At 40.4% G+C, this 22,057-nt stretch carries 22 protein-coding genes; 11 read left to right on the top strand and 11 right to left on the bottom strand.

What is annotated here, in order from left to right:
• Positions 1-89 precede the first annotated feature (89 nt).
• Positions 90-1,730 (bottom strand): apolipoprotein N-acyltransferase, encoded by a 1,641-nt coding sequence (lnt, locus tag ABMQ40_RS12240; RefSeq protein WP_370899983.1) that lies wholly within the window; start codon positions 1,728-1,730, stop codon positions 90-92.
• A 55-nt stretch (positions 1,731-1,785) separates the two neighbouring features.
• Between lnt and ABMQ40_RS12235 the strand changes: the two genes are divergently transcribed.
• A complete protein-coding gene (locus ABMQ40_RS12235) occupies positions 1,786-2,199 on the top strand; it encodes a VanZ family protein (RefSeq protein WP_370899981.1) in 414 nt (137 codons plus the stop codon).
• Positions 2,200-2,317: 118 nt separating this feature from the next.
• On the opposite strand, the gene ABMQ40_RS12230 is transcribed toward ABMQ40_RS12235, so the two are convergent.
• From ABMQ40_RS12230 to ABMQ40_RS12215, 4 genes are all read right to left on the bottom strand, one after another.
• Entirely contained in the window at positions 2,318-2,881 is a 564-nt protein-coding gene (locus tag ABMQ40_RS12230; RefSeq protein WP_370899979.1) for a hypothetical protein, read from the bottom strand.
• Positions 2,882-3,000: 119 nt separating this feature from the next.
• Positions 3,001-4,005 carry a UDP-N-acetylmuramate dehydrogenase gene (murB, locus tag ABMQ40_RS12225; protein WP_370899977.1) on the bottom strand — a complete coding sequence of 335 codons (1,005 nt, stop codon included), beginning with the start codon at positions 4,003-4,005 and terminating at the stop codon, positions 3,001-3,003.
• 3 nt (positions 4,006-4,008) lie between these two features.
• Entirely contained in the window at positions 4,009-4,491 is a 483-nt protein-coding gene (locus ABMQ40_RS12220; RefSeq protein WP_370899975.1) for a hypothetical protein, read from the bottom strand.
• Positions 4,492-4,501: 10 nt separating this feature from the next.
• Complete coding sequence (locus ABMQ40_RS12215) at positions 4,502-5,707, bottom strand: pyridoxal phosphate-dependent aminotransferase (protein WP_370899973.1); 1,206 nt, start codon at positions 5,705-5,707, stop codon at positions 4,502-4,504.
• 236 nt (positions 5,708-5,943) lie between these two features.
• Here ABMQ40_RS12215 and ABMQ40_RS12210 point away from each other — a divergent pair, with 236 nt between their 5' ends.
• The 4 genes from ABMQ40_RS12210 to ABMQ40_RS12195 all read left to right on the top strand — a co-directional run bounded on the left by ABMQ40_RS12210 (position 5,944) and on the right by ABMQ40_RS12195 (position 8,579).
• The gene (locus ABMQ40_RS12210) at positions 5,944-6,879 is read left to right on the top strand and encodes a DUF6029 family protein (RefSeq protein ID WP_370900067.1); all 936 of its coding nucleotides are present in this window, start codon (positions 5,944-5,946) and stop codon (positions 6,877-6,879) included.
• A gap of 154 nt (positions 6,880-7,033) precedes the next feature.
• On the top strand, positions 7,034-7,489 hold the full coding sequence (locus ABMQ40_RS12205; RefSeq protein ID WP_370899971.1) for a DUF1801 domain-containing protein: 456 nt from the start codon (positions 7,034-7,036) through the stop codon (positions 7,487-7,489).
• The gene (locus ABMQ40_RS12200; RefSeq protein ID WP_370899969.1) at positions 7,467-8,123 is read left to right on the top strand and encodes a YiiX/YebB-like N1pC/P60 family cysteine hydrolase; all 657 of its coding nucleotides are present in this window, start codon (positions 7,467-7,469) and stop codon (positions 8,121-8,123) included. The genes ABMQ40_RS12205 and ABMQ40_RS12200 overlap by 23 nt, the downstream gene beginning before the upstream one ends.
• Positions 8,124-8,267: 144 nt before the next feature.
• The gene (locus tag ABMQ40_RS12195; protein WP_370899967.1) at positions 8,268-8,579 is read left to right on the top strand and encodes an NIL domain-containing protein; all 312 of its coding nucleotides are present in this window, start codon (positions 8,268-8,270) and stop codon (positions 8,577-8,579) included.
• A gap of 122 nt (positions 8,580-8,701) precedes the next feature.
• Here ABMQ40_RS12195 and murA read toward each other — a convergent pair whose 3' ends face one another.
• Positions 8,702-10,009: a UDP-N-acetylglucosamine 1-carboxyvinyltransferase gene (gene murA / locus ABMQ40_RS12190; RefSeq protein WP_370899965.1), complete on the bottom strand. Its 1,308-nt coding sequence runs from the start codon at positions 10,007-10,009 to the stop codon at positions 8,702-8,704.
• Positions 10,009-10,632, bottom strand: coding sequence for a DUF4290 domain-containing protein (locus ABMQ40_RS12185; RefSeq protein ID WP_370899962.1), 624 nt, complete (start codon positions 10,630-10,632; stop codon positions 10,009-10,011). Before ABMQ40_RS12185 ends, murA begins: the two co-directional genes overlap by 1 nt.
• A gap of 189 nt (positions 10,633-10,821) precedes the next feature.
• On the opposite strand from ABMQ40_RS12185, the gene ABMQ40_RS12180 reads away from it, so the two are divergent.
• The gene (locus ABMQ40_RS12180; RefSeq protein WP_370899960.1) at positions 10,822-12,249 is read left to right on the top strand and encodes an alpha-amylase; all 1,428 of its coding nucleotides are present in this window, start codon (positions 10,822-10,824) and stop codon (positions 12,247-12,249) included.
• Between the two features lie 37 nt (positions 12,250-12,286).
• Here the strand turns inward: ABMQ40_RS12180 and ABMQ40_RS12175 are convergent, their stop codons facing one another.
• Together ABMQ40_RS12175 and ABMQ40_RS12170 are read right to left on the bottom strand one after the other, a co-directional pair.
• Positions 12,287-12,700, bottom strand: coding sequence for a thiol-disulfide oxidoreductase DCC family protein (locus ABMQ40_RS12175; RefSeq protein ID WP_370899958.1), 414 nt, complete (start codon positions 12,698-12,700; stop codon positions 12,287-12,289).
• 11 nt (positions 12,701-12,711) lie between these two features.
• Positions 12,712-13,173, bottom strand: a complete 462-nt coding sequence (locus ABMQ40_RS12170; RefSeq protein WP_370899956.1) for a heme-binding domain-containing protein — start codon at positions 13,171-13,173, stop codon at positions 12,712-12,714.
• 329 nt (positions 13,174-13,502) lie between these two features.
• Between ABMQ40_RS12170 and katG the strand changes: the two genes are divergently transcribed.
• The gene (gene katG, locus ABMQ40_RS12165; protein WP_370899954.1) at positions 13,503-15,782 is read left to right on the top strand and encodes a catalase/peroxidase HPI; all 2,280 of its coding nucleotides are present in this window, start codon (positions 13,503-13,505) and stop codon (positions 15,780-15,782) included.
• Between the two features lie 118 nt (positions 15,783-15,900).
• On the opposite strand, the gene ABMQ40_RS12160 is transcribed toward katG, so the two are convergent.
• Complete coding sequence (locus ABMQ40_RS12160) at positions 15,901-17,139, bottom strand: pyridoxal-dependent decarboxylase (RefSeq protein ID WP_370899952.1); 1,239 nt, start codon at positions 17,137-17,139, stop codon at positions 15,901-15,903.
• Positions 17,140-17,418: 279 nt separating this feature from the next.
• On the opposite strand from ABMQ40_RS12160, the gene ABMQ40_RS12155 reads away from it, so the two are divergent.
• From ABMQ40_RS12155 to upp, 4 genes are all read left to right on the top strand, one after another.
• Positions 17,419-17,730, top strand: coding sequence for a hypothetical protein (locus ABMQ40_RS12155; RefSeq protein WP_370899950.1), 312 nt, complete (start codon positions 17,419-17,421; stop codon positions 17,728-17,730).
• A gap of 209 nt (positions 17,731-17,939) precedes the next feature.
• On the top strand, positions 17,940-18,629 hold the full coding sequence (locus tag ABMQ40_RS12150) for a hypothetical protein (protein ID WP_370899948.1): 690 nt from the start codon (positions 17,940-17,942) through the stop codon (positions 18,627-18,629).
• A gap of 543 nt (positions 18,630-19,172) precedes the next feature.
• Positions 19,173-20,483 carry a ribosome biogenesis GTPase Der gene (gene der, locus ABMQ40_RS12145; protein ID WP_370899946.1) on the top strand — a complete coding sequence of 437 codons (1,311 nt, stop codon included), beginning with the start codon at positions 19,173-19,175 and terminating at the stop codon, positions 20,481-20,483.
• A 121-nt stretch (positions 20,484-20,604) separates the two neighbouring features.
• Complete coding sequence (gene upp / locus ABMQ40_RS12140) at positions 20,605-21,255, top strand: uracil phosphoribosyltransferase (protein WP_370899944.1); 651 nt, start codon at positions 20,605-20,607, stop codon at positions 21,253-21,255.
• A 2-nt stretch (positions 21,256-21,257) separates the two neighbouring features.
• Here the strand turns inward: upp and ABMQ40_RS12135 are convergent, their stop codons facing one another.
• On the bottom strand, positions 21,258-21,944 hold the full coding sequence (locus ABMQ40_RS12135; RefSeq protein ID WP_370899942.1) for an alpha/beta fold hydrolase: 687 nt from the start codon (positions 21,942-21,944) through the stop codon (positions 21,258-21,260).
• Positions 21,945-22,057: the final 113 nt, after the last annotated feature.

The raw sequence follows: 22,057 nt of genomic DNA, 5'->3' as shown, positions 1-22,057 counted from the left end.
AAAAACTTATATAAACAATATACACGGGACCGGACTGACCAGCTGAACATCATCTCTGATCAATTGTATGCAGATATTTGATTTCCGCTCTAATTTCCGGCTTTTTGGATCCTGTGCTGAAATTTCCTGATTAAAAAATAAAACAGCAAGAATCCCAATGCGAAAATTGAAATTCTCGAAAGAAGATCGCCTGCCCGCGTATAAAAGGTCATCCTGTCGTAAAGGTTCACTTTTGCGAATAAAGCAGTCTGATCTCCGTAAAAAGTATCTGCGGTAATTTCTCCTTTGGCATTGATATGAGCAGAGATCCCGCTGTTGGCGGAACGGGCGATTTCCCTTCTGGTTTCAATTGCCCTTAATCTCGCGTAAGACAGAAGCTGTTTGTGCCCTTCCGTTACTCCCCACCATGAATCGTTGGTCATAATCCCTAAAAAGTTGGCTCCCTTTTTTACATAATCCCCGACGAATTCTCCATAGATACTTTCATAGCAGATGATAGGGGCGATTTTTCCTTTGTTGTAAGGATTAGAAAAAGCTACCCTTTCCTTATCGGTTCCCAATGAGGCTACTGTTCCGCCCAGATTAAGCATCGCGTTGCCCAGAATAGGCTTCAATACATTCATGTAAGGGAAGATCTCAACTCCCGGAACCAGTTTTCCTTTATGGTACACCTCTATTTTCCGGCCGGGAACTACCTGAATGGCTGAGTTGAAGTTCTCTACCCAAACATTCGGTCCCACCTGGTAAGCTTCCTTAGGCAGGTTCTCCTCGCTTAAATAATAACGATGGGACGAGATTCCTGTCTCAAAAACAGACCCCGGATGCCTTGAAAGGAAATCTTTGAGATTGTTTAAAAGAAGGCTTTTTTCAAACGCCGTTTCGGAAATGGATCCTCTTCCCGGAATCGCTGTTTCAGGGGCAATATAATAATCGATCTTCCCTGTGGAATACTTTTCCGCCAGATTGAGCAGGTCATTTTCGATCGTCAGGCTGTCTTTTGAATATTTTTCGGCATAAGGGTCGAGCTCAGGCTGAAGCAGCAAAACATTGACCTGTCCGACAGGCTTTTCATTAAAGTTATTATACTGTATCCATGAAATCCCCATCGGGATAAGGATTAAAAAGGCCAGTATTGAGGTATTGGTGATGAGATCCTTTCTTTTTCTTCCCGCTTCCCAGATCCGTACAGTATAGAAAATGAGGACATTGATCAGCAGAATCCAGAAGCTTCCTCCTGTTGCCCCTAAAGTATCATACCATTGGATTAGTTTTGGGTATTCTGAAAATACATTTCCCAGATTCAGCCAGGGCCATGTCAGTTCCCAGTACAAATGGAACTTCTCAAAGCTCATCCAGATGGCAATAAAAAATGCTAATCCCCAATAAGTACCCTGCGCATTTTTATACCAGTGATAACATTGGAAAACCAGGGAATATAAAAATGAATTGACCAGGACAGGGAATAAAACTGCCATCAGGGAATGGCTGCCGTCCGGATTTTTGGATCCGTATAACCAGCCGGTCGTCACTACGTTCCAGATCACAAAGCAAAGATAGGAAAGCCCGAAAATTATCCAGCTTTTTCTTTTGTAGGCTGAAAACCTGGAAATCCCGTGTTCCATCATCAGGAGAGGAACAAGGGCGAAAAATATGAAAAAAGGAACACCGTAAGTTGGCCATGATACAGACAGCAGCATTGCTGAAATGAGTGTAAGTAAGATGTATTTCATTAAATTAAATTAACATACAAATTTAATGTTTTTGAAATGAATACATTTGTAATTGATGTTAAAGAAATTTTACCGGCTTATTATTATTCCCTATACTGTGTTTCTTCTCTATCTTATGTTTCTTGGCATGGGAAGGTTCCAGTATGAAGATAATATTGCAAGGCTGGTGCCCGTGTATGCGACCGTGAAATTCATCGAACTTACAATTTCGTGGCTGTACATCACCGAAATTATTCTCGGGAATATTGTGATGTTTATTCCATTTGGCTTTCTGGGATGGCTTTTTCCGAAGCTTAAGGACATGAAGAGCCTGCTGTTCGCCTTCATATCGGCAATTACCATTGTGGAAGCATTGCAATACTTTACCAGGATGGGGATATTTGAGACGGATGACATTATCCTTAATACCTTAGGCGTTTATCTGGGATGGGGGCTCTGCAGATTTATGGAAGCCAAATCAGGCCGTTGAGTCTTTGTTTCGATCCCTTTAGGGATTTCTCTGAAACCGCTTGCTTTCCCTTGTATCTCCTTTGTTGCAGCATTTTTTATTATGCTCTTTAAGGTGGAATGCCTATGCTCACGTGTTCTCAGTCTTTAAGGTATTTTCTGAAGATTAAAGTATAATTATCGTTAAAAGTAATCATTTCTATTTTTTTGAAAGGGATTTTGTGCGGTCTTTTGTCTATTTTGCCGGTAGGATCATAATTCTTTACCGTTACAGATTTATCGTCCACCTCGGAAAGCTCTCCGATTGAGAATTTTTTCTTTTTTTTAGAACTTTCAATGATACAGTGGAAGTTTTGTTTTTTTAATGATCTGAAAAGAGATTCAGGGTCTTTAAGGGAAATATTCTGAACCATTTTCTGGTCGGTCTTTATCAGCCGTTCTTCGGATAATATCTTTTTAAAGAATTTATCAAAGCTGTTGTTGCGGATGCTGAGGACTCTTTCCTGCGGAATGATCTTAATGCCGTTCGGGATAAAGTCATAGACTTCCTGAACCATTAAGAATTCATCTGACATTTTAAGAATAAATCCGAATATAGATTCATCAGGACTTTCTTCCGAAAGATAAATTTTAACGAAGTTGTTCTTATCAATATGTTTCTGAATTAATTTATTAAATTCTTTGTTGGATAAGGCTTCCCCCATATTGATGCGGCTTTAGTGGAATACGCTAAAGTAATGTATTTTTTCAGATAATAATGTATTTTCTTTATTAAATCTTCAGGAAATTGTTTATTGTTGTGAAAAATGGGATCGGGCATTGCTTATATGATATTCACTTCCCGCTCCAGTTCTATTCCGAATTTTTCTTTCACAGAGCTGATGATCGCGGAAGAAAAATCGAAGATTTCTTTTCCCGTGGCACTCCCTGTAACGTTAATGATTACCAGGGATTGCAATCTGTGGGTGGCTACATTTCCGATTTGTTTTCCTTTCCATCCGCATTGTTCGATCAGCCATCCTGCCGGGACTTTTACCATTTCTTCACCGGCATATCCCTGTATATCAGGAAATTCAAGCTTTAACCGCTCAAATTGGGCTGAAGGGATGGTAGGGTTCTTGAAAAAGCTTCCCGCATTTCCGATGTCTTTAGGATCCGGAAGTTTGCTTTGCCTGATGCTGATAACGGCTCTGGAAACATCCTGAATGCTGGGATGCCGGATGCCCGACTTTTCCAGTTCAGATCGTATGGCGCCGTATTCTGTTTTTATGATGTGATGTTTTTTGGTCAGGCGGAAGGTTACCTGCACAATAACGTATTTACCCTTTCCTTCCTGCTTGAAAATTGAATCACGGTATCCGAAGCGGCATCTTTCCCGATCGAAATCCTCCGTTTCCAGAGTTTCAAGATTTAATGCTTTGCAGCTGACAAAAACATCTTTGATCTCTGTACCGTAAGCACCGATGTTTTGTATAGGAGAAGTCCCTACATTACCGGGGATCAGCGATAGATTCTCCAGGCCGCCATAATTTTTTCTTAAACAGGACAGGACGAAATTATGCCAGTTTTCCCCGGCACTGGCTGTAACCCAAACCTCATTATCACCCCGGCTTTCTTCAATGATCCCTTTCAGGTTTAGTTTGATCACCAATCCGTCATAATCTTTTGTGAATAAAACATTGCTCCCGCCACCCAGAAATAGAACAGGATCGTTATTTCCGGAGAGTGCAAGCTTTAGCTCCTCAATAGAATGTACTTCTGTGAAATATTTGGCTTTAGCTTCTACACCAAAGGTATTATAAGGTTTTAGGGAAAAATTTTCGTACATGGTTTACTGATATTCTTTGGGAAGAATTTTATTTAATTTTATTTTAAAATTCTCAAACTGTTTGTAATGAATGGTATCAATATAGGAATTGACGTATATATGAGAATTTTTTGTGGTCCTGATCTGAAAAATTTCGTCAATACCGTCTACGGATTGTTTACTGGGTGAGCTTTTGATTTTGTTCAATGTTCTTATATCGAATGAAGACATAAGCTGTTCCCATGTTCTGGAGCTGATCCCTGCGCTCCACTGTTTATGGATTTTAAGGTCTGCAATGCCTTTCTCCAGCCGGACGGAATCTTTTGTAACTTTTATAATGCTGTAGTTTCCCTGGCTTCCCCCGATGTCAGACACACTGATAAAGGTGATCTTATCAGGTGTATTTACGGGAATGTTCCCGGTTTTTTTATTACAAGAAGAAAATATCAGCAATAAAAATACAGAAAAACAAGTTGTTTTTATGCCCGTTTTTTTTATTGCTGACATTTCTATTGGATTACAGATTGAATTCCAGTTTATATTTTTGAAGAGCATCCTGTAACAGTTCAGCACTTCTTCTCAAATCTTCTTCCTTCAAAACATAGGCGATCCTTACCTGTTTTTTTCCTAATTCAGGATTGCTGTAAAAGCCTCCTGCAGGCGCTACCATAATAGTCTCATTATTATTGGAATATTTTTCCAGCAGCCATTGGGCGAATTTTTCGGAATCATCCACGGGAAGCTCGGCAACGCAGTAGAAAGCACCTTTAGGTTTCGGGCAGATCACTCCGGGAATAGCATTCAGCAGATCAACCAGTATATTTCTTCTGTGGGTATATTCGTCCCTTACGGCCCGGATGTAGGCGCCGTCATTCTGGTGGGCTGCAGTGGCGGCAATCTGTCCTAAAAGCACGGGACTAAGCCTTGCCTGGGCAAAAAGCATAGCCGCGTCGTGGATTTTTTTTGAGCGGGTGATCATGCATCCTATCCTTACTCCGCACATGGAATATCGCTTGGATTCCGAATCAATGATGATGCTGTTTTCGCTTAATTCAGGAAATGCTAGCATTGAGATCTGCTGTTTTCCGTCATATACATATTCCCTGTATACCTCGTCAGAGATAATTACAATGTCATATTTTAATGCGATTTCCGCTAATTTTTGCAGTTCTTCATGGGTATAGAGATATCCTGTAGGATTTCCGGGGTTGCAGATAATGATAGCTTTTGTTTTATCTGTAATTTTTTTCTCAAATTCTTCAATCGGAGGCAGCGCAAAGCCGGTGTCTATGGTGGACGGGACAGCTGTTACATTTACATTGAAGGTACTTGTAAATCCGTTGTAGTTGGCATAATAAGGCTCAGGAATGATCACTTCATCTCCGTCATCGCACAAGGTTGAAATAGCAAAGTTTAAAGCTTCAGAACCCCCGTTGGTTACAATGAAATTATCAGGAGTCAGATCTGTGAAGTCCAAAGAATGATAATATTCAGTAAGAGCTTTTCTGTATTCAAGGTTTCCCTCAGAAAGAGCATATTCCAGTACTTTTAAATCAATGTTTTTTAAAGCATTTAAAGCCGTTTCCGGGGTCTCAATGTCAGGCTGCCCGATATTAAGATGATATACTTTTATTCCTTTTTGTTTAGCCTTTAAGGCGAATGGAACCAGTTTTCTTACCGGTGAAGGCGGCATATGAAGTGCCCTGTTTGAAATTTTTGGCATTGTTTAAAGAATTTGTATGGCAAAAATAAGATTTAATTCTTCAATATTAAAATAATGGTAGGCTGTTATTCTCTTTGCTGTAATTTCTAAACACTTCGACCCCGGGTTCGGGAGTCTATGGCAGAATTGATGAATAGGGTAAATAGAGAGGCTATAACCGCAATATAATGAATTCATTCTGTTGAAAAATTCGTGCTTGTCAAAAGAATCATTGATGCTGATGTTTTAAAGATAATATAAAGCAGGTAACAGAGTTAGATGCGAATAATGCCTTTCCGGGAAACGCTTATTATCTCAATCTTTCCTATGCAACAAACCGGTTTGGGGTAATAGCCAGTTTGAGGAGACTGGAAAATTTCAACTTTTATTCTCAACGTGATCAGATCGGAAACATCTACCACAACGCTATTCTGAACTATGTGCCTGCCCTTACCAAGCAATATGACTATAGTCTCGCCAATATTTATGTTTACCAGGCACAACCGCAGCTTACCTTTCTCCCTCAAAGAAAGGCAGGAGAGATAGGCTCACAATTCGATATTTTCTATAAAATAAAAAAAGGAACGTTGCTGGGTGGAAAATACGGAACGGATGTGTCTCTGAACATGTCCAACTGGTACGGTTTAAAGGGTACTTACCGAACTTATATCAATGACGATGATAAATATGATACAGACTTCCTAAAATTAGGAGACCGGTATTATTCTGACCAAAGTATCGATATAAGAACCAGGCTGAAAGACAATTGGAAAATCGCTTTTGTTTTTATCAATCAATATTACAATACCTATCGTACGGAGGAAACATCGGGTGAAGTAAAGGCCCAGACTGTAGTTCTGGATAATATTTATAAATTCCCGAAAAGTTCTGTAAAATTAGAGTTACAGCATCAGTGGGCGGACGCTTATCATGGAAATTGGATGGCTGGTTTGGCTGAATATAATTTTAAAAAGAACTGGTCTCTTTTTATCAATGATCTGTACAATTATGGTAACCCTGACAAAGAAAAACAGCTGCATTACTATACCGCAGGGCTGGTTTTTAGAAAAAACAGTGCCAGGATTCAGGCATCCTATGGCAGGCAGCGTGGAGGATTGCTGTGTGTAGGAGGAGTTTGCCGGTTTGTCCCTGAAAGTGCAGGATTTTCTTTAGGGATTAGTATGAATTACTGATATGGTTAGTCATCCAGATTAGTGACAGGAGGCCGGGAAAACTTTTGCATAGTACTGAAATTTGTACGGAATGCCTTCTCATCCGTATAAATATTCCGGCCTCATTTTACTTATGTTTATTTTTACCGTAATTTTGTTTCATAATTAAAATGAAATGAAATACCAGGCCGTATCCATAGAAGACTATATCTCCAAAATCCCTGAAGAAAGACAGGAGGTCTTTAAAAAGCTGTTTGATGTAATTAATGATAATTTACCTGAAGGGTTCAGGGAAAATATCAGCTACGGAATGGTAGGGTGGGGTGTTCCTCTGGAAACTTATCCGGCCGGTTACCACTGTGCGCCGGGCACACCGTTACCCTTTATAGGACTTGCTTCCCAGAAAAATTTTATAGCCTTCTACCATATGGGGATGTATGCAAACCCCGGTCTGTTGGAGTGGTTTGTGGCGGAATTTCCCAAATATTCCAAAAGAAAGCTGGATATGGGAAAATCATGTGTCCGCTTTAAAAAGATGGATGATATCCCTTTTGAGCTCATTGCGGAAGTGAGCAGGAAAATGACGGTGAAAGACTGGATAGAATGCTATGAGGAAAACTTTAAAAAGTAACAGGCTATTCAGGCACTTATTGGCTGTCACTTTTCTGTTATTATGCATTACAGGTTGTAAAAGTTCGCGGCTTTCAGGGCTGAGGAATGGAGATCTTCTTTTTGTAACCGCAAAGCAAACCGGGCTTTCAGGAGCTATCAATAATGTTACACAAAAACAGAAAAACATATCTTTTGACCATGTAGGGATCTTAGAGAAAAATGATAATCAGGCCTTTGTTTTGCATGCCGCGCCCAAAGGCGGATCCCAAAAGCAGCTGCTGAAGGATTTTCTTAAAGATCAGGCAGATGATGGGCAAAGAGTAATAGTTTACCGTTTAAAACCCGAATATCAAAAAGCCGTTCCGCCTGCAATAAAAAAAGCGGAATCCCTGTTGGGAAAACCTTACAACTTTGAATATATCTTAAATGATAACTCCTATTACTGCTCAGACTTTGTTGAAAGAGCTTTCAGGGAAGATCATATCTTCAGGCTGGAACCTATGACCTTTGTGGATCCGGATACAGGAAAGATCAGTGAATTCTGGAAAGAATTTTACAGACAAAAGAACCTGAAGGTTCCTGAAGGTGAGCCGGGATGTAACCCTAATGGATTGGCAGGTTCAGATAAATTGGAAAGAATAATGGAATTATAGAAGAGAAGAAGTTCTTCTCTTTTTTTTGTCCAAATGTAAAATTATTAGTCTATCAATTTGGTAGACTAATAATTTTTTATATTTTTGTGATGAGATTTAGCGGCTGATACCATAGATCCTTTATTTAACCCAATAACTTTTGCTATGATAATACCCAACCCTGATCCGCAGGTCCTGCAAAGCAAGATGAGCCTGCCCAAAAAAGAATGGATACTGGAAATAGAATTAAATGGGAAAATGAAATTTGAACATTTAATGAATGTTATTTATAACCAGTTGGGGATTTGTCACAGGGTTTTATCTGCCAATGTGGAATATGTGGAAGGGTGCAGCTTTGGTTCAGTACAGCTGTACATCAATGTGGATTCAGAAGATTTTGATCAGCTGCAATTTTATCTGGATAAAAATAAGCTTCTCAACACTACTGTTGAGTATGTATGCAGGAAATATTCTTGATAGATTCATATAGTTTTAATTTCAGGCGGCCGGTTATTGGCGTCCTGAACAAAACAAAAGGCACCGGAATTCCGCTGCCTTTGTTATTTTATGAGGTGTAATGACTGAAATGCCCCCGGTGCTTAAATTCTTTCAATGTCCGCTCCGATGGCTTTCAGCCTTCCGTCAATATTTTCATAGCCTCTGTCGATCTGCTCAATATTATGGATGATCGATTTCCCTTCCGCGGAAAGGGCGGCAATAAGAAGTGCGTTTCCGGCCCTGATGTCCGGTGAGGTCATGGTTGTTCCTCTCAGCGGGGTTTCCTGGTTAAGGCCGATCACGGTAGCCCTGTGCGGATCGCATAAAATGATCTGGGCTCCCATATCAATAAGCTTATCTACAAAGAACAGCCTTGATTCAAACATTTTCTGATGAACAAGAAGGCTTCCTTTGGCCTGGGTAGCAACTACCAGTATGATGGATAGCAAATCAGGAGTGAATCCCGGCCACGGGGCGTCTGAGATGGTAAGGATGGATCCGTCAATAAACTTCTGGATCTTATAGTTTTCCTGAGCAGGGATAAAAATATCGTCATTGCTTTGCTCAAGCTGAATCCCCAGTTTTCTGAATGTGTTAGGGATTACGCCCAGCTGATTCCAGTTTACATTTTTGATGGTGATTTCGGATTTCGTCATGGCAGCCAGACCGATCCATGACCCGATCTCCACCATATCCGGAAGCATAGTATGTTCGGTGCCGCGGAGATAGTCAACACCTTCGATCGTCAGCAGGTTGGAGCCGATTCCTGAAATATTAGCCCCCATTCTGTTCAGCATTTTACAAAGCTGTTGTAAATAAGGCTCGCAGGCGGCATTATAAATCCTGGTTTTTCCTTTTGCCAGAACAGCGGCCATTACAATATTGGCAGTACCGGTTACGGAAGCCTCTTCCAGCAGGATGAATTTTCCGCGGAGCTCTTTAGATCTCAACGAATAAAAATATTCTTCCTCATCATAGTGAAACTCTGCACCAAGCTCTACCAGCCCCTGAAAATGGGTATCCAGCCTTCTTCTTCCTATTTTATCTCCTCCGGGAGTAGGCATATAGGCCTCACCGTATCTCGCCAGCATCGGACCCATCAGCATAATGGAGCCTCTCAGCTTGGCCCCGTCTTTTTTGAATTCGTCAGACTTTATATAATCAAAATTTACCTTATCCGATTGGAAGGTATAATCTCCTTTTCCGTTTTTGGTAACTTTTACTCCAAAATCGCCCAGGATTTCAATCAACCGGTTTACATCATGAATATCGGGGATATTTTTTATCCTTACCTCATCGTCAGTCAGCAATACGGCGCATAAAATCTGCAGGGCCTCGTTCTTGGCCCCTTGTGGAGTGATTTCGCCTTGCAGCCTTTTTCCTCCTCTTATTTGAAATGTCCCACTCATTATTTTCTGTTTTTATGTCTCTTTTTGTTCGGTTGGTTTTTATTGTTGCTTTTATTGTTACGATTATTGCCAGTGTAATAGATCTTGCTTTTTTCGAGAGAATCAATGCCCGTCAGATCCAGCCTGTTCTCCGAAAGCTCTTTCAGATGACGGAAGATCACATCATCAGTTACATGTTCCTTATTGTATACATTATAGGATTTCTTCATATTGTTGGCAATGACCTCGATCAGGGCTTCCTTCTCGTCACCTGTTTCAAGCTCTATGGCTTTTTCGATCAGTTGAAGAATGCTTTTACCATAAAATTTGAAATCTCCCTGAAGTTTAGGGTACTCCATTTTTTTAGGCTTTTCAGAAAGCTGTTCCCGGGTTGGGAAAGGATATGGTGAATCTACATCCAGATCATAATTAGCTAAAATAAAAAGATGATCCCAAAGTTTATGATTGTAGTTCTCTTCATCACGAAGCTGAGGGTTTCTCTGACCCATAAAATCAATGATTGCAGTTGCCATTTCATTCCTTTCCTCTTTGGTAGGAAGCTCTTTGCAACGCTCAACCAATTGTTGTATAATCCTGCCGTATTCCGGCATATAAAGCTGAATTTTTTGGGTGTTGTATTCCATAATATGCAAATATATGGATTAATGGAAAAAATGTATCGAAAATTTAAAAGTTTATGATTTTTTAATGAAATTATAAGCAACGGATTGATATGTTATATTATTAAAAAACAGGATAATTATATGTTCTTTAGAATTTATATCAATAAAAGTGTAATTTAGTTAATGGTTTAATAATTAAAAACTTGTTGTATGAAAAAAATAAAAGTATTATTTTCTTTTGTGGTGCTGGGGCTTATAAACTCATGTCAGAACACTGATGAGATCCTGTCCCCGAAACCATCAGAAGTTCACAATAAAATTGTGAATGTTACCCATCATGACGGCAGGCCTTTCAGTATAGGCGGCGGAACTGCCGGTGCCAGATTCGTTTCAGGCCCGGGTGGCGGAGTCTTGATGCAGGGGTTTTATTGGGATGTTCCGGAAGGTGGAAACTGGTGGAACACGGTTAAAGGAAAACTAACCGACTGGTCGAACGCCGGAATTGGGGCGGTATGGCTTCCTCCCGCTTCAAAAGCACAAAACGGAGCCTTCTCCATGGGATATGACCCTACAGATTATTATGATTTTGGAGATTATAACCAGAATGGAAGTGTGGAAACCCGTTTCGGGTCAAGAGCAGAGCTGGAAGCCCTGATCACAAAGGCCCATACTGAAAATATGCAGGTATATGCGGATATCGTGATCAACCATAACAGCGGGGGCCAGTCTGAATATAACCCTTATACCGGAACCAATACATGGACCAACTTCTCGGGAATAGCTTCAGGAAAATTTACAAGAAATTATAATGACTTTTATAAAAATGCGTACGGAAACAATGATGAGGGAGCTTTCGGCGGGTTTCCCGATCTTTGTCACGCCAATCCTTATGTCCAGGACTGGCTGTGGGGAAGAGATGATTCTGTAGGCAAATATTACAAGAATGTGATGAAATTTGATGGATGGAGATTTGATTACGTTAAAGGTTTCGGACCCTGGGTAGTGAATGCCTGGAACTCGAATGTAGGTGGATTCTCCGTAGGGGAGCTGTGGGATTCTAATGTGAATACCCTGGAATGGTGGGCCAACAATGCCAACAGTTCCGTATTTGATTTCGCGGCATATTACAAAATGGATGAAGCTTTTGACAATGGTAACCTGAACATCCTGAATGACGATATGATGTGGAAAAGAAACCCGTTCAGGGCTGTGACATTTGTGGCCAATCATGATACTGATATCATCTGGAATAAAATGCTTGCCTATGCTTATATTCTGACCCATGAAGGCTATCCGACGATCTTTTACAGGGATTATGAGGAATGGCTGGATAAGGAAAGGCTGAACAACCTCATCTGGATCCATAATAACAAAGCAACAGGAACAACCTCTATCCTCTATACGGATAACGATGAATATATTGCAAGACGTAACGGCTACAACGGTAACCCGGGTCTTGTAGTGTACATCAACAATTCATCAGGCTGGCAGGAAAGATGGGTGGAGACCAACTGGAGCAGCCAGCAGATAAAAGACTTTACGGGGCATTCCACCTGGTATCCCACTACCCAGGGGGATAAATGGGTGAAAATACAATGCCCTCCGAATAGCTATTCAGTATGGTCATTGAATCAGTAGTATAAAGCAAAAAGGGAGCATTCGCTCTCTTTTTGCTTTATACTGCAATGAACTTTTTTCTTTGGTGAGGTGTAGGCAGATAGCATTTCTGGTTAGCCAGTTTCATTCTGTTCTTTGAGATCAGATCATAGAGCTTGTCGCTCAGAAACCTTGGAATCAGCCTGCCGATGCCTAACAGCCTGTAAACGCCGCCCAGCAAACCGGCTATCTGCAAAACCGCCCGGGATTTTATCAAATAGTACTGATCGGGTTTCCACAGATACATGGTATTGAACTCTGTTGTTTTCAATCCTCTTTCGGATAAAAATTTTTGCCCGAAATCCGACTGCAGGGAAGCGAACATAAACCGGTCCTTTTTGTCCCTTTCCAGGATCCATTGTACCCAGAAATTGCAGACACCGCAGTCGCCGTCAAAAAACACAACATATTTATTTTTCCAGTTTTCCTGCATGATATTCAATTTTAGAAGATCATTTTTCGTTCAGTTTCCTCTTTTTGCTTTTTGAAATACCTGATCAGTTCCTGTCTCTGATCTGAAGTCAATTTAGCATTCTGGTGTCCTAAAAAATAGGAGTCCAAAGGCATCTTCTCCTTTTCAATCATCTCAATACATTCCTGCAATTTGTGTGCCTGTCTTTTAGGCTCATACATGGCAAAAGTAGAAAAGTTCAATTCTCTTCTTCCTTCATCAATGTGCTTTTTTAAAAGCCAGGAGGCCGGTGCGATATTGGAATACCACGGATAGGTGGTTTCATTGGAATGGCAGTCATAGCAGGAAGTCCTGATGATGGCGGCGGTTCCGGAAGGCGTATGCTTGATCTTCAGAAAATCCATACCGGGATTTACGGGAGGGTTGGTTTTATCAATGGGAAAGAACTGAATAATAATAAATGCAACAAGGATCACTACCAATACTTTTTTCATGTGGTAACCGGTTTTTCTTAACAGATAAAGTTAGTGAAATTTTTATAAACAATATCTGGACTGATTCTAAAATACGGATTATTGATTTGAGCAATTCTAAATAACGCTCCTGCTGTTTTGTTTTTATTCAAATTGATCTTTAAAAATGTTAACTTAATTGCACAATTAGATTTTTGAATAAGTGTTAATGATAAAATGACAATTTTAATATTTATATAGTTTTTAACTATCTTAAAAATAATTTTGATAGATTGTATTTATTGATTAAGTGTTGTAAGTTTGTCAGAACATGATGATAAGAACCGTATCAACATAAAAAATTTAAATATATGGAAAAAGACTTGAATGACATCAGTAAATGCCCGTTTCACAACGGAACCATGAAAAAACAGAGTGTGGCGGGCGGAGGCACCCAGAATAAGGACTGGTGGCCGGATCAGTTAAGAATTGATATCCTCAGGCAACATTCGTCTCTCTCGAATCCTATGGATAAAGATTTTAATTATGCTGAAGCTTTTAAGAGCCTTGATCTGGAAGCGGTAAAAAAGGATCTGCATGATCTGATGACGGATTCCCAGGACTGGTGGCCGGCGGATTTCGGGCATTACGGCCCCTTATTCATCCGTATGGCATGGCACAGCGCAGGAACTTACCGTGTAGGAGATGGCAGGGGAGGAGCCGGCGCCGGACAGCAGCGTTTCGCTCCGTTGAACAGCTGGCCCGATAATGTGAACCTTGATAAGGCAAGGAGATTGCTATGGCCGATCAAGCAGAAATATGGTAAAAAGATATCCTGGGCGGACCTTCTGATCCTTACCGGAAATGTTGCCTTAGAATCTATGGGATTTAAAACTTTCGGATTTGCAGGCGGACGGGAAGACGTGTGGGAGCCGGAGCAGGATGTATACTGGGGCTCAGAAAAGACCTGGCTGGGAGGAGATCTGCGGTATTCACACGGATCTGAAGGAGTAGTGGAAAGCCGTGCCGTATTACCTACGGATGATGATGCGGATGGCGATATCCATTCCAGAGACCTTGAAAAACCTTTGGCTGCGGTGCAGATGGGACTCATCTACGTTAACCCTGAAGGCCCGGATGGCAACCCGGACCCCATTGCGGCAGCAAAAGACATCCGTGATACATTCGGGCGTATGGCTATGAATGATGAGGAGACAGTGGCTTTGATAGCGGGGGGCCATACTTTTGGTAAAACCCATGGTGCAGGTCCTGCCGATCATGTAGGAAAAGAGCCGGAAGCCACAGATGTTGAATCCCAGGGACTGGGCTGGAACAGCACCTATAATTCGGGGAAAGGTGCGGATGCCATTTCCAGTGGTCTGGAAGTAACGTGGACTGAAACCCCTACCCAATGGAGCAACTATTTTTTCAAAAACCTTTTTGAACATGAATGGGAGCTTACCAAAAGCCCGGCAGGAGCCCATCAATGGGTAGCTAAGAATGCTGAAGAGATTATTCCTGACGCTTTTGATCCTTCTAAAAAACACAGGCCGACGATGCTGACGACCGATCTCTCTTTAAGATTCGATCCTGTGTATGAAAAAATATCAAGACATTTCTACGAAAATCCGGACGCCTTTGCCGATGCTTTTGCCCGTGCCTGGTTTAAGCTTACCCACAGGGATATGGGGCCTCGTGCCCGCTATTTGGGTCCTGAAGTTCCTCAGGAAGAGCTGATATGGCAGGATCCGATCCCCGAAGTTGATCACGACCTGGTAGACCCTGCCGATGTCGAAGCTTTGAAAGATAAAATATTAAGCTCAGGACTGAGCATTTCCGAGCTGGTGTCCACAGCATGGGCTTCAGCCTCAACGTTTAGGGGAAGTGACAAGAGGGGTGGTGCCAATGGGGCAAGGATCCGTTTAGAGCCTCAAAAACACTGGCAGGTAAATAATCCGCCTCAATTGCAAAAGGTTTTACATGTGCTGGAAAGTATCCGGAAAGAATTTAATGAATCACAAACGGGAAATAAAAAAATATCCATTGCGGATCTCATTGTTCTGGCAGGAAATGCCGGTGTAGAGAAAGCGGCAAAAGCCGCCGGGCATGATGTAGCCGTTCCGTTTGCTCCGGGACGTATGGATGCCTCACAGGAACAGACCGATGTGGAATCAATAGGACATCTGGAACCTGCCGCTGACGGATTCAGGAACTATCTGAAGAAAAAATATAGTGTTTCAACAGAATCCTTATTAATAGATAAAGCGCAACTGCTCACCCTTACAGCTCCCGAACTTACAGTACTGATAGGAGGTATGCGCGCGCTGGATACCAACTTCGATGGCTCGAAGCACGGCGTTTTCACTAACCGTCCCGGAGTACTGACCAATGATTTCTTCGTCAACCTTCTGGATATGAGGACACAATGGAAAGCAATGTCAGATGATAACGAGTTGTATATAGGAACTGACCGGTCAACAGGGCAGCCCAAATGGACCGCTACCCGTGCAGATCTTGTCTTCGGCTCCAATTCCGAGTTGAGAGCTATCGCGGAGGTGTACGGAAGCGCTGATGCACAGGGCAAATTTGTCAAAGACTTTGTAGCAGCATGGACTAAAGTAATGAACCTGGACAGGTTCGATCTGGTCTGATTGCGAGATGAACCGAATTTTATCTGACTGTTGAATTATTGACAGTCAGATTTTTTATTACCCTATTTATAAAGTTCCAAAAAAATCAAGAACTAAAATTTCAGGCTAAGGTTTTTATTTATACAATTTTTCTGGCTTTATCTCTTTTCAATTTTTGTAAAAAGTTATCAAGCATGTTTTTTTTAACGTGATCCATGACTACTATTTTCCACCATTCGGGCTTCATATAATTATCTGCTACCAGATAATATTTTAAGGCTAATTTTTCAGAAATATCTTGAGCATCTATGGCAACAATATTCATATATGGGTTTCTGAAGTACCTGATTCCAATTTCATCTAAGGTGTCACACAGGTAATCTGTTTTACTGATCAGTTTTTGAATGGCCTTTGTCCAGCCTGCAGAACCGTAAGCCATTAATACCATCCAAACCGCTACGGCGTTGGCTCCCGAGCGGCTGCCACATAAAGTGAAATCCGAGCCGAAAACATAAGCAGCCTCCGCAGTTTGCACTTTTTCAATCAGCCCTTTTCTGCATAAGAATATTCCTGTTCCATAAGGGGTTTGTAGCATTTTATGCCCATCAATGGTAATGGAGCTGACCTCCGGATTTTCAAAAGTTAAATCTTTATCCTGTGATGAAAAAGGATAAATAAAGCCTCCGAAAGCGGCATCTATATGAACAAAATAGTCGGTGGTAAATTGTTTGACGATCTTTAAAAAAGGCTGGGATTCATCAATACTGCCAAATATGGTGGTTCCCATTGACAAATGTACAATCAGGTACTTTATATTTTGGGTCTGCGCTTTTTTAAGTTGTTCCGTGAGGTCATCCAAATTGACTTTCCGGTCAAAATGATTGACTTTCACAGATATGGGGGTTATGCCCAATATGTTGGCCCCTTTATAAACGGAATAATGAGAATCTTCGGTAAAAATAACCCCTATTTCTGAGATTTTGGCATTGTTTTCTTGCATGAAATGGTTGCGATACATCCATTGAGCCTGAATATTGGCTTCAGTGCCACCCGGAGCAACATATCCGTCATATTCCTTTCTTGGTGCACTTAAAATCTCTTCAGCACAGATCCTTAATAAATCAATCTCAAGCTTTTGAGTACCGGTAAAGTATTTCTCTCCCTGACTGTAGGTATGACAGCCAATATGGTTAGGATTGTTTATTAAAACCGACAGGAAAGGGGCTTTTTTTAAAAGCGGGATGTTATAAAACTGTTTCTGATTCAGGTAAGTTCCGGGAAGACCAAGTATAGATCCCTGATTGTAATTTATATTTTTATCTAATGCTTCAAATATTTTCTTTTTAATGATTTCTGCTGAGAGTTTTGGCCAATACATTTGATGGAAGTTATGATGTTTTTTTTTAAAAATTGGGTGCAAATATAAATACATTAAAATATACGGCTGAAAAATATAGTTTACATATTGTTAGTAATATATGTATATGATTATTAATAGTTTATAAATATACTTTTTCTGGTGAAGTAATAAGATTTATAAAATTTTTATGGTGATTATTCACTAAATTTTGAATTAAAATCAATTGATTTCAGTAATGAAAATGTTTTCATTTCTTTAAAATAAAAATGTATTTTAGCCAAAAACAAATGATGTATTATGGAAGAAAAATTAAAAAGCAGTATTCCGGGAACTGTGACTGTTGCGGTATCTAAGGATTGTTTGGATTCCCTGATTACAAAAGACGGATTTGAAATAATGCTGCCCGTGCAGAGAGGGGTTAAATATGACTTTTCAACTTTGAATATACTTTGTGGAGCTGTTTCTACTCCAATAAAAACAGAATTTTTAATCGATAAGGATTTAACTCACGGAATACAGCTTACAATAGATACCATATCTGATAATGGTGATCCTTTTGAGCCCGAAAATATCGTTTTAAAATTTTGGACAGATAAAAAGGCTTTCTGACCATACTTTTAATTGCTATGTTGTGTCAGGCTTAAAATTAAAATGACCGCTTTACCATGTTTCGATTATGGTAGGTTGATTATGCTGAACCTATACTTGAGGTAGGTGTTCTTTGAGTTTGATAACAAATATTTTATAAATTCAATATTTTATGATCCACATTTGGGTATGTTAATTTATTTTGTAATTTTACCAAAAAAACATTTAAAATGAGAAAAAGAATTTTTACCTTATCAGCGGTAATCTGCTCGCTATTTATGTACTCTCAGGTTGGGATTAATACACCAACTCCTCAAAAAAACTTACATGTAAACGGCTCCTTACAGGTCACAAATGAACTTAATGTAGGAGGAAATGCATCTACTGCGGGAAGTGCAGGGACAGCAGGGCAAATGCTTATATCTAATGGTCCGGGCACAGCTCCTTCATGGACTGATCTAAGTGCAGTCAGCGGACAATCATCCATAGCCTTTAATGTATTTAGTACCGGAAGGAGTATAAACGGCTCCACTACATTTAATCCGATTCCAGGTTTGGCTTATAGTTACACAGCACCAGCTAATGGTAAGTTAATTATACAAGCAAACATTTATACGGCATTATATGAAAATCCTGGATCATTTGCTTTTACTAATACCCAGATTGCTATACGAGTTAATGGAACCGAAACACTCTATGGTATGTCAACACCTTTTGGTTCTACTTCGGCAGGACAAAACCCTGTAACGACAGGAATCGTTGGCCAGATAAACCTTGTAAAAGGACAAACTTATAATATTGATACAGTAATAAAAGATGTTTATACAAATGGTAGCACCACAGGGTCTTATGGAGGGACTTTTGTATGGTCAACATATTCTTCTCCATCTTCTATATTAGCAATTTTCATAGCGGATTAAATCTAAATAAACAGTTATGACTTCTCTATTTCGTTATGAATTAATGGATGATGAATTGTTCCTAAACAAATAAAGAGATGATCTTGTCTGTCTTTATCCTGACAGATGAAGTAATAATATATAACGGCTGTTAAAGCATAATTTGCGCGGTTGTTATTTTTGTGTCAGGCTTAATTAACATGACCGGCTTACTATACATCTGGGGAGTTAATACTGCTATGCTACTTTTAAAGATTATAAAAGTTAAAAAAATAAACATTAATTATAAAGCTTCTCAAATTTTTCTTTAAAAGAGTGACGAAAATGTGACCAATATTGAAAAATGGCAAAAATAAAAGCAACCCGTTAATTTATAGCGGGTTGCTTTTGTTTGGTGTAGGCTCACAGCAATTGGAACCCGAAATCCAAAGAATTATTTCTTGCTAAGCTTACCGGTAAAAAGGTAATTTTTACCGCTAAATAATAAAACCTTATCTTTGCAAAAAAAATTGAGCTCCAAAAGTTGGGGAAACTCATTAATAATTAATTTATTAAACATTTTTTATGTCGAATATTGTCGCAATCGTTGGGCGTCCCAATGTAGGAAAATCCACACTTTTTAACCGTTTGCTTGAAAGAAGAGAAGCCATTGTAGACTCTACAGCGGGTGTTACCAGAGACCGCCACTATGGGAAATCAGACTGGAACGGTGCAGAATTTACGGTGATTGATACAGGAGGGTATGATGTGGGTTCTGATGATATATTTGAAGAAGAAATCCGTAAGCAGGTACAGCTGGCCGTAGATGAAGCAACTTCCATCATTTTTATGATGAATGTGGAAGAAGGGCTTACCGATACAGATCATGAGATCTACCAGCTTTTAAGAAGATCGAATAAACCGGTATACATTGTTGTGAATAAGGTGGATTCCGCCAAAGAAGAGCTGCCGGCCACGGAGTTCTATCAGCTGGGGATCGAAAAATATTACACCATTTCTTCTGCCACCGGCTCCGGAACTGGAGACTTACTGGATGATATCGTCAAAGAATTTCCGACTACGGATTACAAAGACCCGTTTGAAGGCCTGCCTAAGATCACCATTGCCGGTCGCCCGAATGTAGGAAAATCTACACTGACGAATGCTTTGCTGGATAATGAAAGAAATATTGTGACCGATATTGCAGGGACCACAAGAGACAGTATCCAGAGCCTTTACAATAAATTCGGACATGAATTTGTTCTGGTGGATACTGCCGGAATGCGTAAAAAATCCAAAGTGAATGAAGATCTGGAGTTTTATTCCGTAATGCGTTCCGTTCGGGCCATTGAAAACTCTGATGTAGTGATTATTATGGTGGATGCTACGCAGGGCTGGGAATCCCAGGATATGAATATCTTTGGAATTGCCCAGAAAAACAGGAAAGGAATTGTAATCCTTGTTAACAAATGGGATCTGATCGAAGATAAGAAGACTAACACCATGCGTGATTTTGAAAAGGCCATTAAAGAGAAAATCGGGCAGTTTCAGGATATCCCGGTCTTATTCGTATCTGCCCTGACGAAACAGAGGATTTTGAAAGCGGTTGATACCGCAATGGAAGTTTATGAGAACCGTAAAAAGAAGATCAAAACCTCCAGGCTGAACGAAGTGATGCTACCGATTTTTGAGAATACTCCGCCACCGGCAATCAAAGGGAAATACATTAAGATCAAATATTGTGTCCAGCTTCCTACGCCATCTCCGCAATTCGTGTTTTTCTGCAACCTTCCTCAGTATGTAAAGGAACCGTATAAAAGATTTACGGAAAACCAGCTGAGAAAAGAATTTGGATTCACCGGAGTCCCGATCGAGGTGTATTTCAGGCAAAAATAAAACCGCAGATAGATTGGCTGACTGCCAATAACAAAAGAACAGAATAAGGTTAAGCATAAATTCAATGGCAATGAAATCGGTCTGATCATCATTCCGTTGCATTTTCAAACATAGCGTTTTTATGGTAACAATACTTTCAACACAGTTTTCCTTAGTAAGCTCCTGGATCAATGAGCTCCGTAACGTTGAGGTCCAGAATGACAGGATGCGTTTCCGCAGGAATATGGAGCGTATCGGGGAGATCGCCGCTTTTGAGATCAGTAAAAATCTCGAACAGAAAGAAATTGAGATTCAGACCCCGCTGGATAAGATCCTGGTGAAAGAAATTGCAGTGCAGCCGGTAGTTACAACAATTTTAAGAGCCGGAGTGCCTTTGTTCCAGGGAATCCTGAATTACCTCGACAAGGCGGACTGCGGATTTGTGGCAGCATACAGAAAGCACGATGCCAATGATTACTTTTCCATTAAACAGGACTATCTTACCTGCCCGAATATTGAAGGAAGGCCTCTGATAGTGGCTGATCCCATGCTGGCTACGGGAGCCTCCTTGATTGAAGCGATCAAGGATCTGCTGACCAACGGAAAACCGACTCAGCTGCACATCGTGGCAGCAATTGCATCAAAACAGGGCGTTGAAACCATTGAAAAGGCCTATCCCCAAGCTCAAATATGGGTGGGTGCCCTGGATGAGCAGCTGACATCCAAAGGCTATATCACCCCTGGGTTAGGTGATGCCGGAGATTTAAGCTACGGAGAAAAACTACAAAGATAAGTTTAGGAAAGGTTCCAGAAATCTTTTATCATATCCAATAATAAAAAAGGGCGTACCTTATCCATTGGATGCTTTGTGCCGGGAAGTACAGCCAGTTTCGCCTCAGGAAGACTTCTGTAAACCCTTATGCTTTCTTCCATAGTTACCATATTGTCTTGGTCGCCCACCATGATTTGGACAGGAATATTAATATTGGCGAAATTGCCTTCCAAAGGTGGTTTTTTTCCCAGATCAATCATAAGATCAGCAATGGCCGGAAGCAGCTGCTTCCATTTAGAGCCGTGTTGAGACTCTAAAAGTTGGGCATATTGCGGGACCTTTTCGAGAATAGTATCAGGATTAAGCATTTTACTTTCTTTAAGCGCCTGTTCTTCAGTCCAGTCGAATTTTGTTCCCAACGTCATTACAGAGTTCACATTTTCAGGAGCTTTCATAGCATAATAAAGAGCCACGTAACCTCCCATGCTATGCCCGAATAAATATACATCAGCCAGGTGATTTTCATTACAATATTCTGCTAATTCCTCAACATATCTTTCAATAGAAATACCTTCTTGCGGGAGCTCACGATTCCCGTGTCCTGAGAATAAAGGAGTATGTACGGTAAAATACGGGCTTAATTTCTCTAAATAAGGCTTAAATTGACTGCTGTGGCCTAAAGCCCCATGTAATAAAATCAGATTTGGCATGATGTTGAATTTTTCCAAAAATAAAAAAAAAGAATCAAAAGATAGTTATTGCTGAAACTAATTAACCCGAGTTCGGGATAAGAATAAGAAATAAATTTGTGATAAAAAGTAAT

It is taken from the genome of Chryseobacterium gossypii, assembly GCF_041361455.1.
Classification (GTDB): domain Bacteria; phylum Bacteroidota; class Bacteroidia; order Flavobacteriales; family Weeksellaceae; genus Chryseobacterium; species Chryseobacterium gossypii.
Note: the sequence above shows the minus strand (reverse complement) of the source record. Positions and strands in the feature narration are given on the sequence as shown.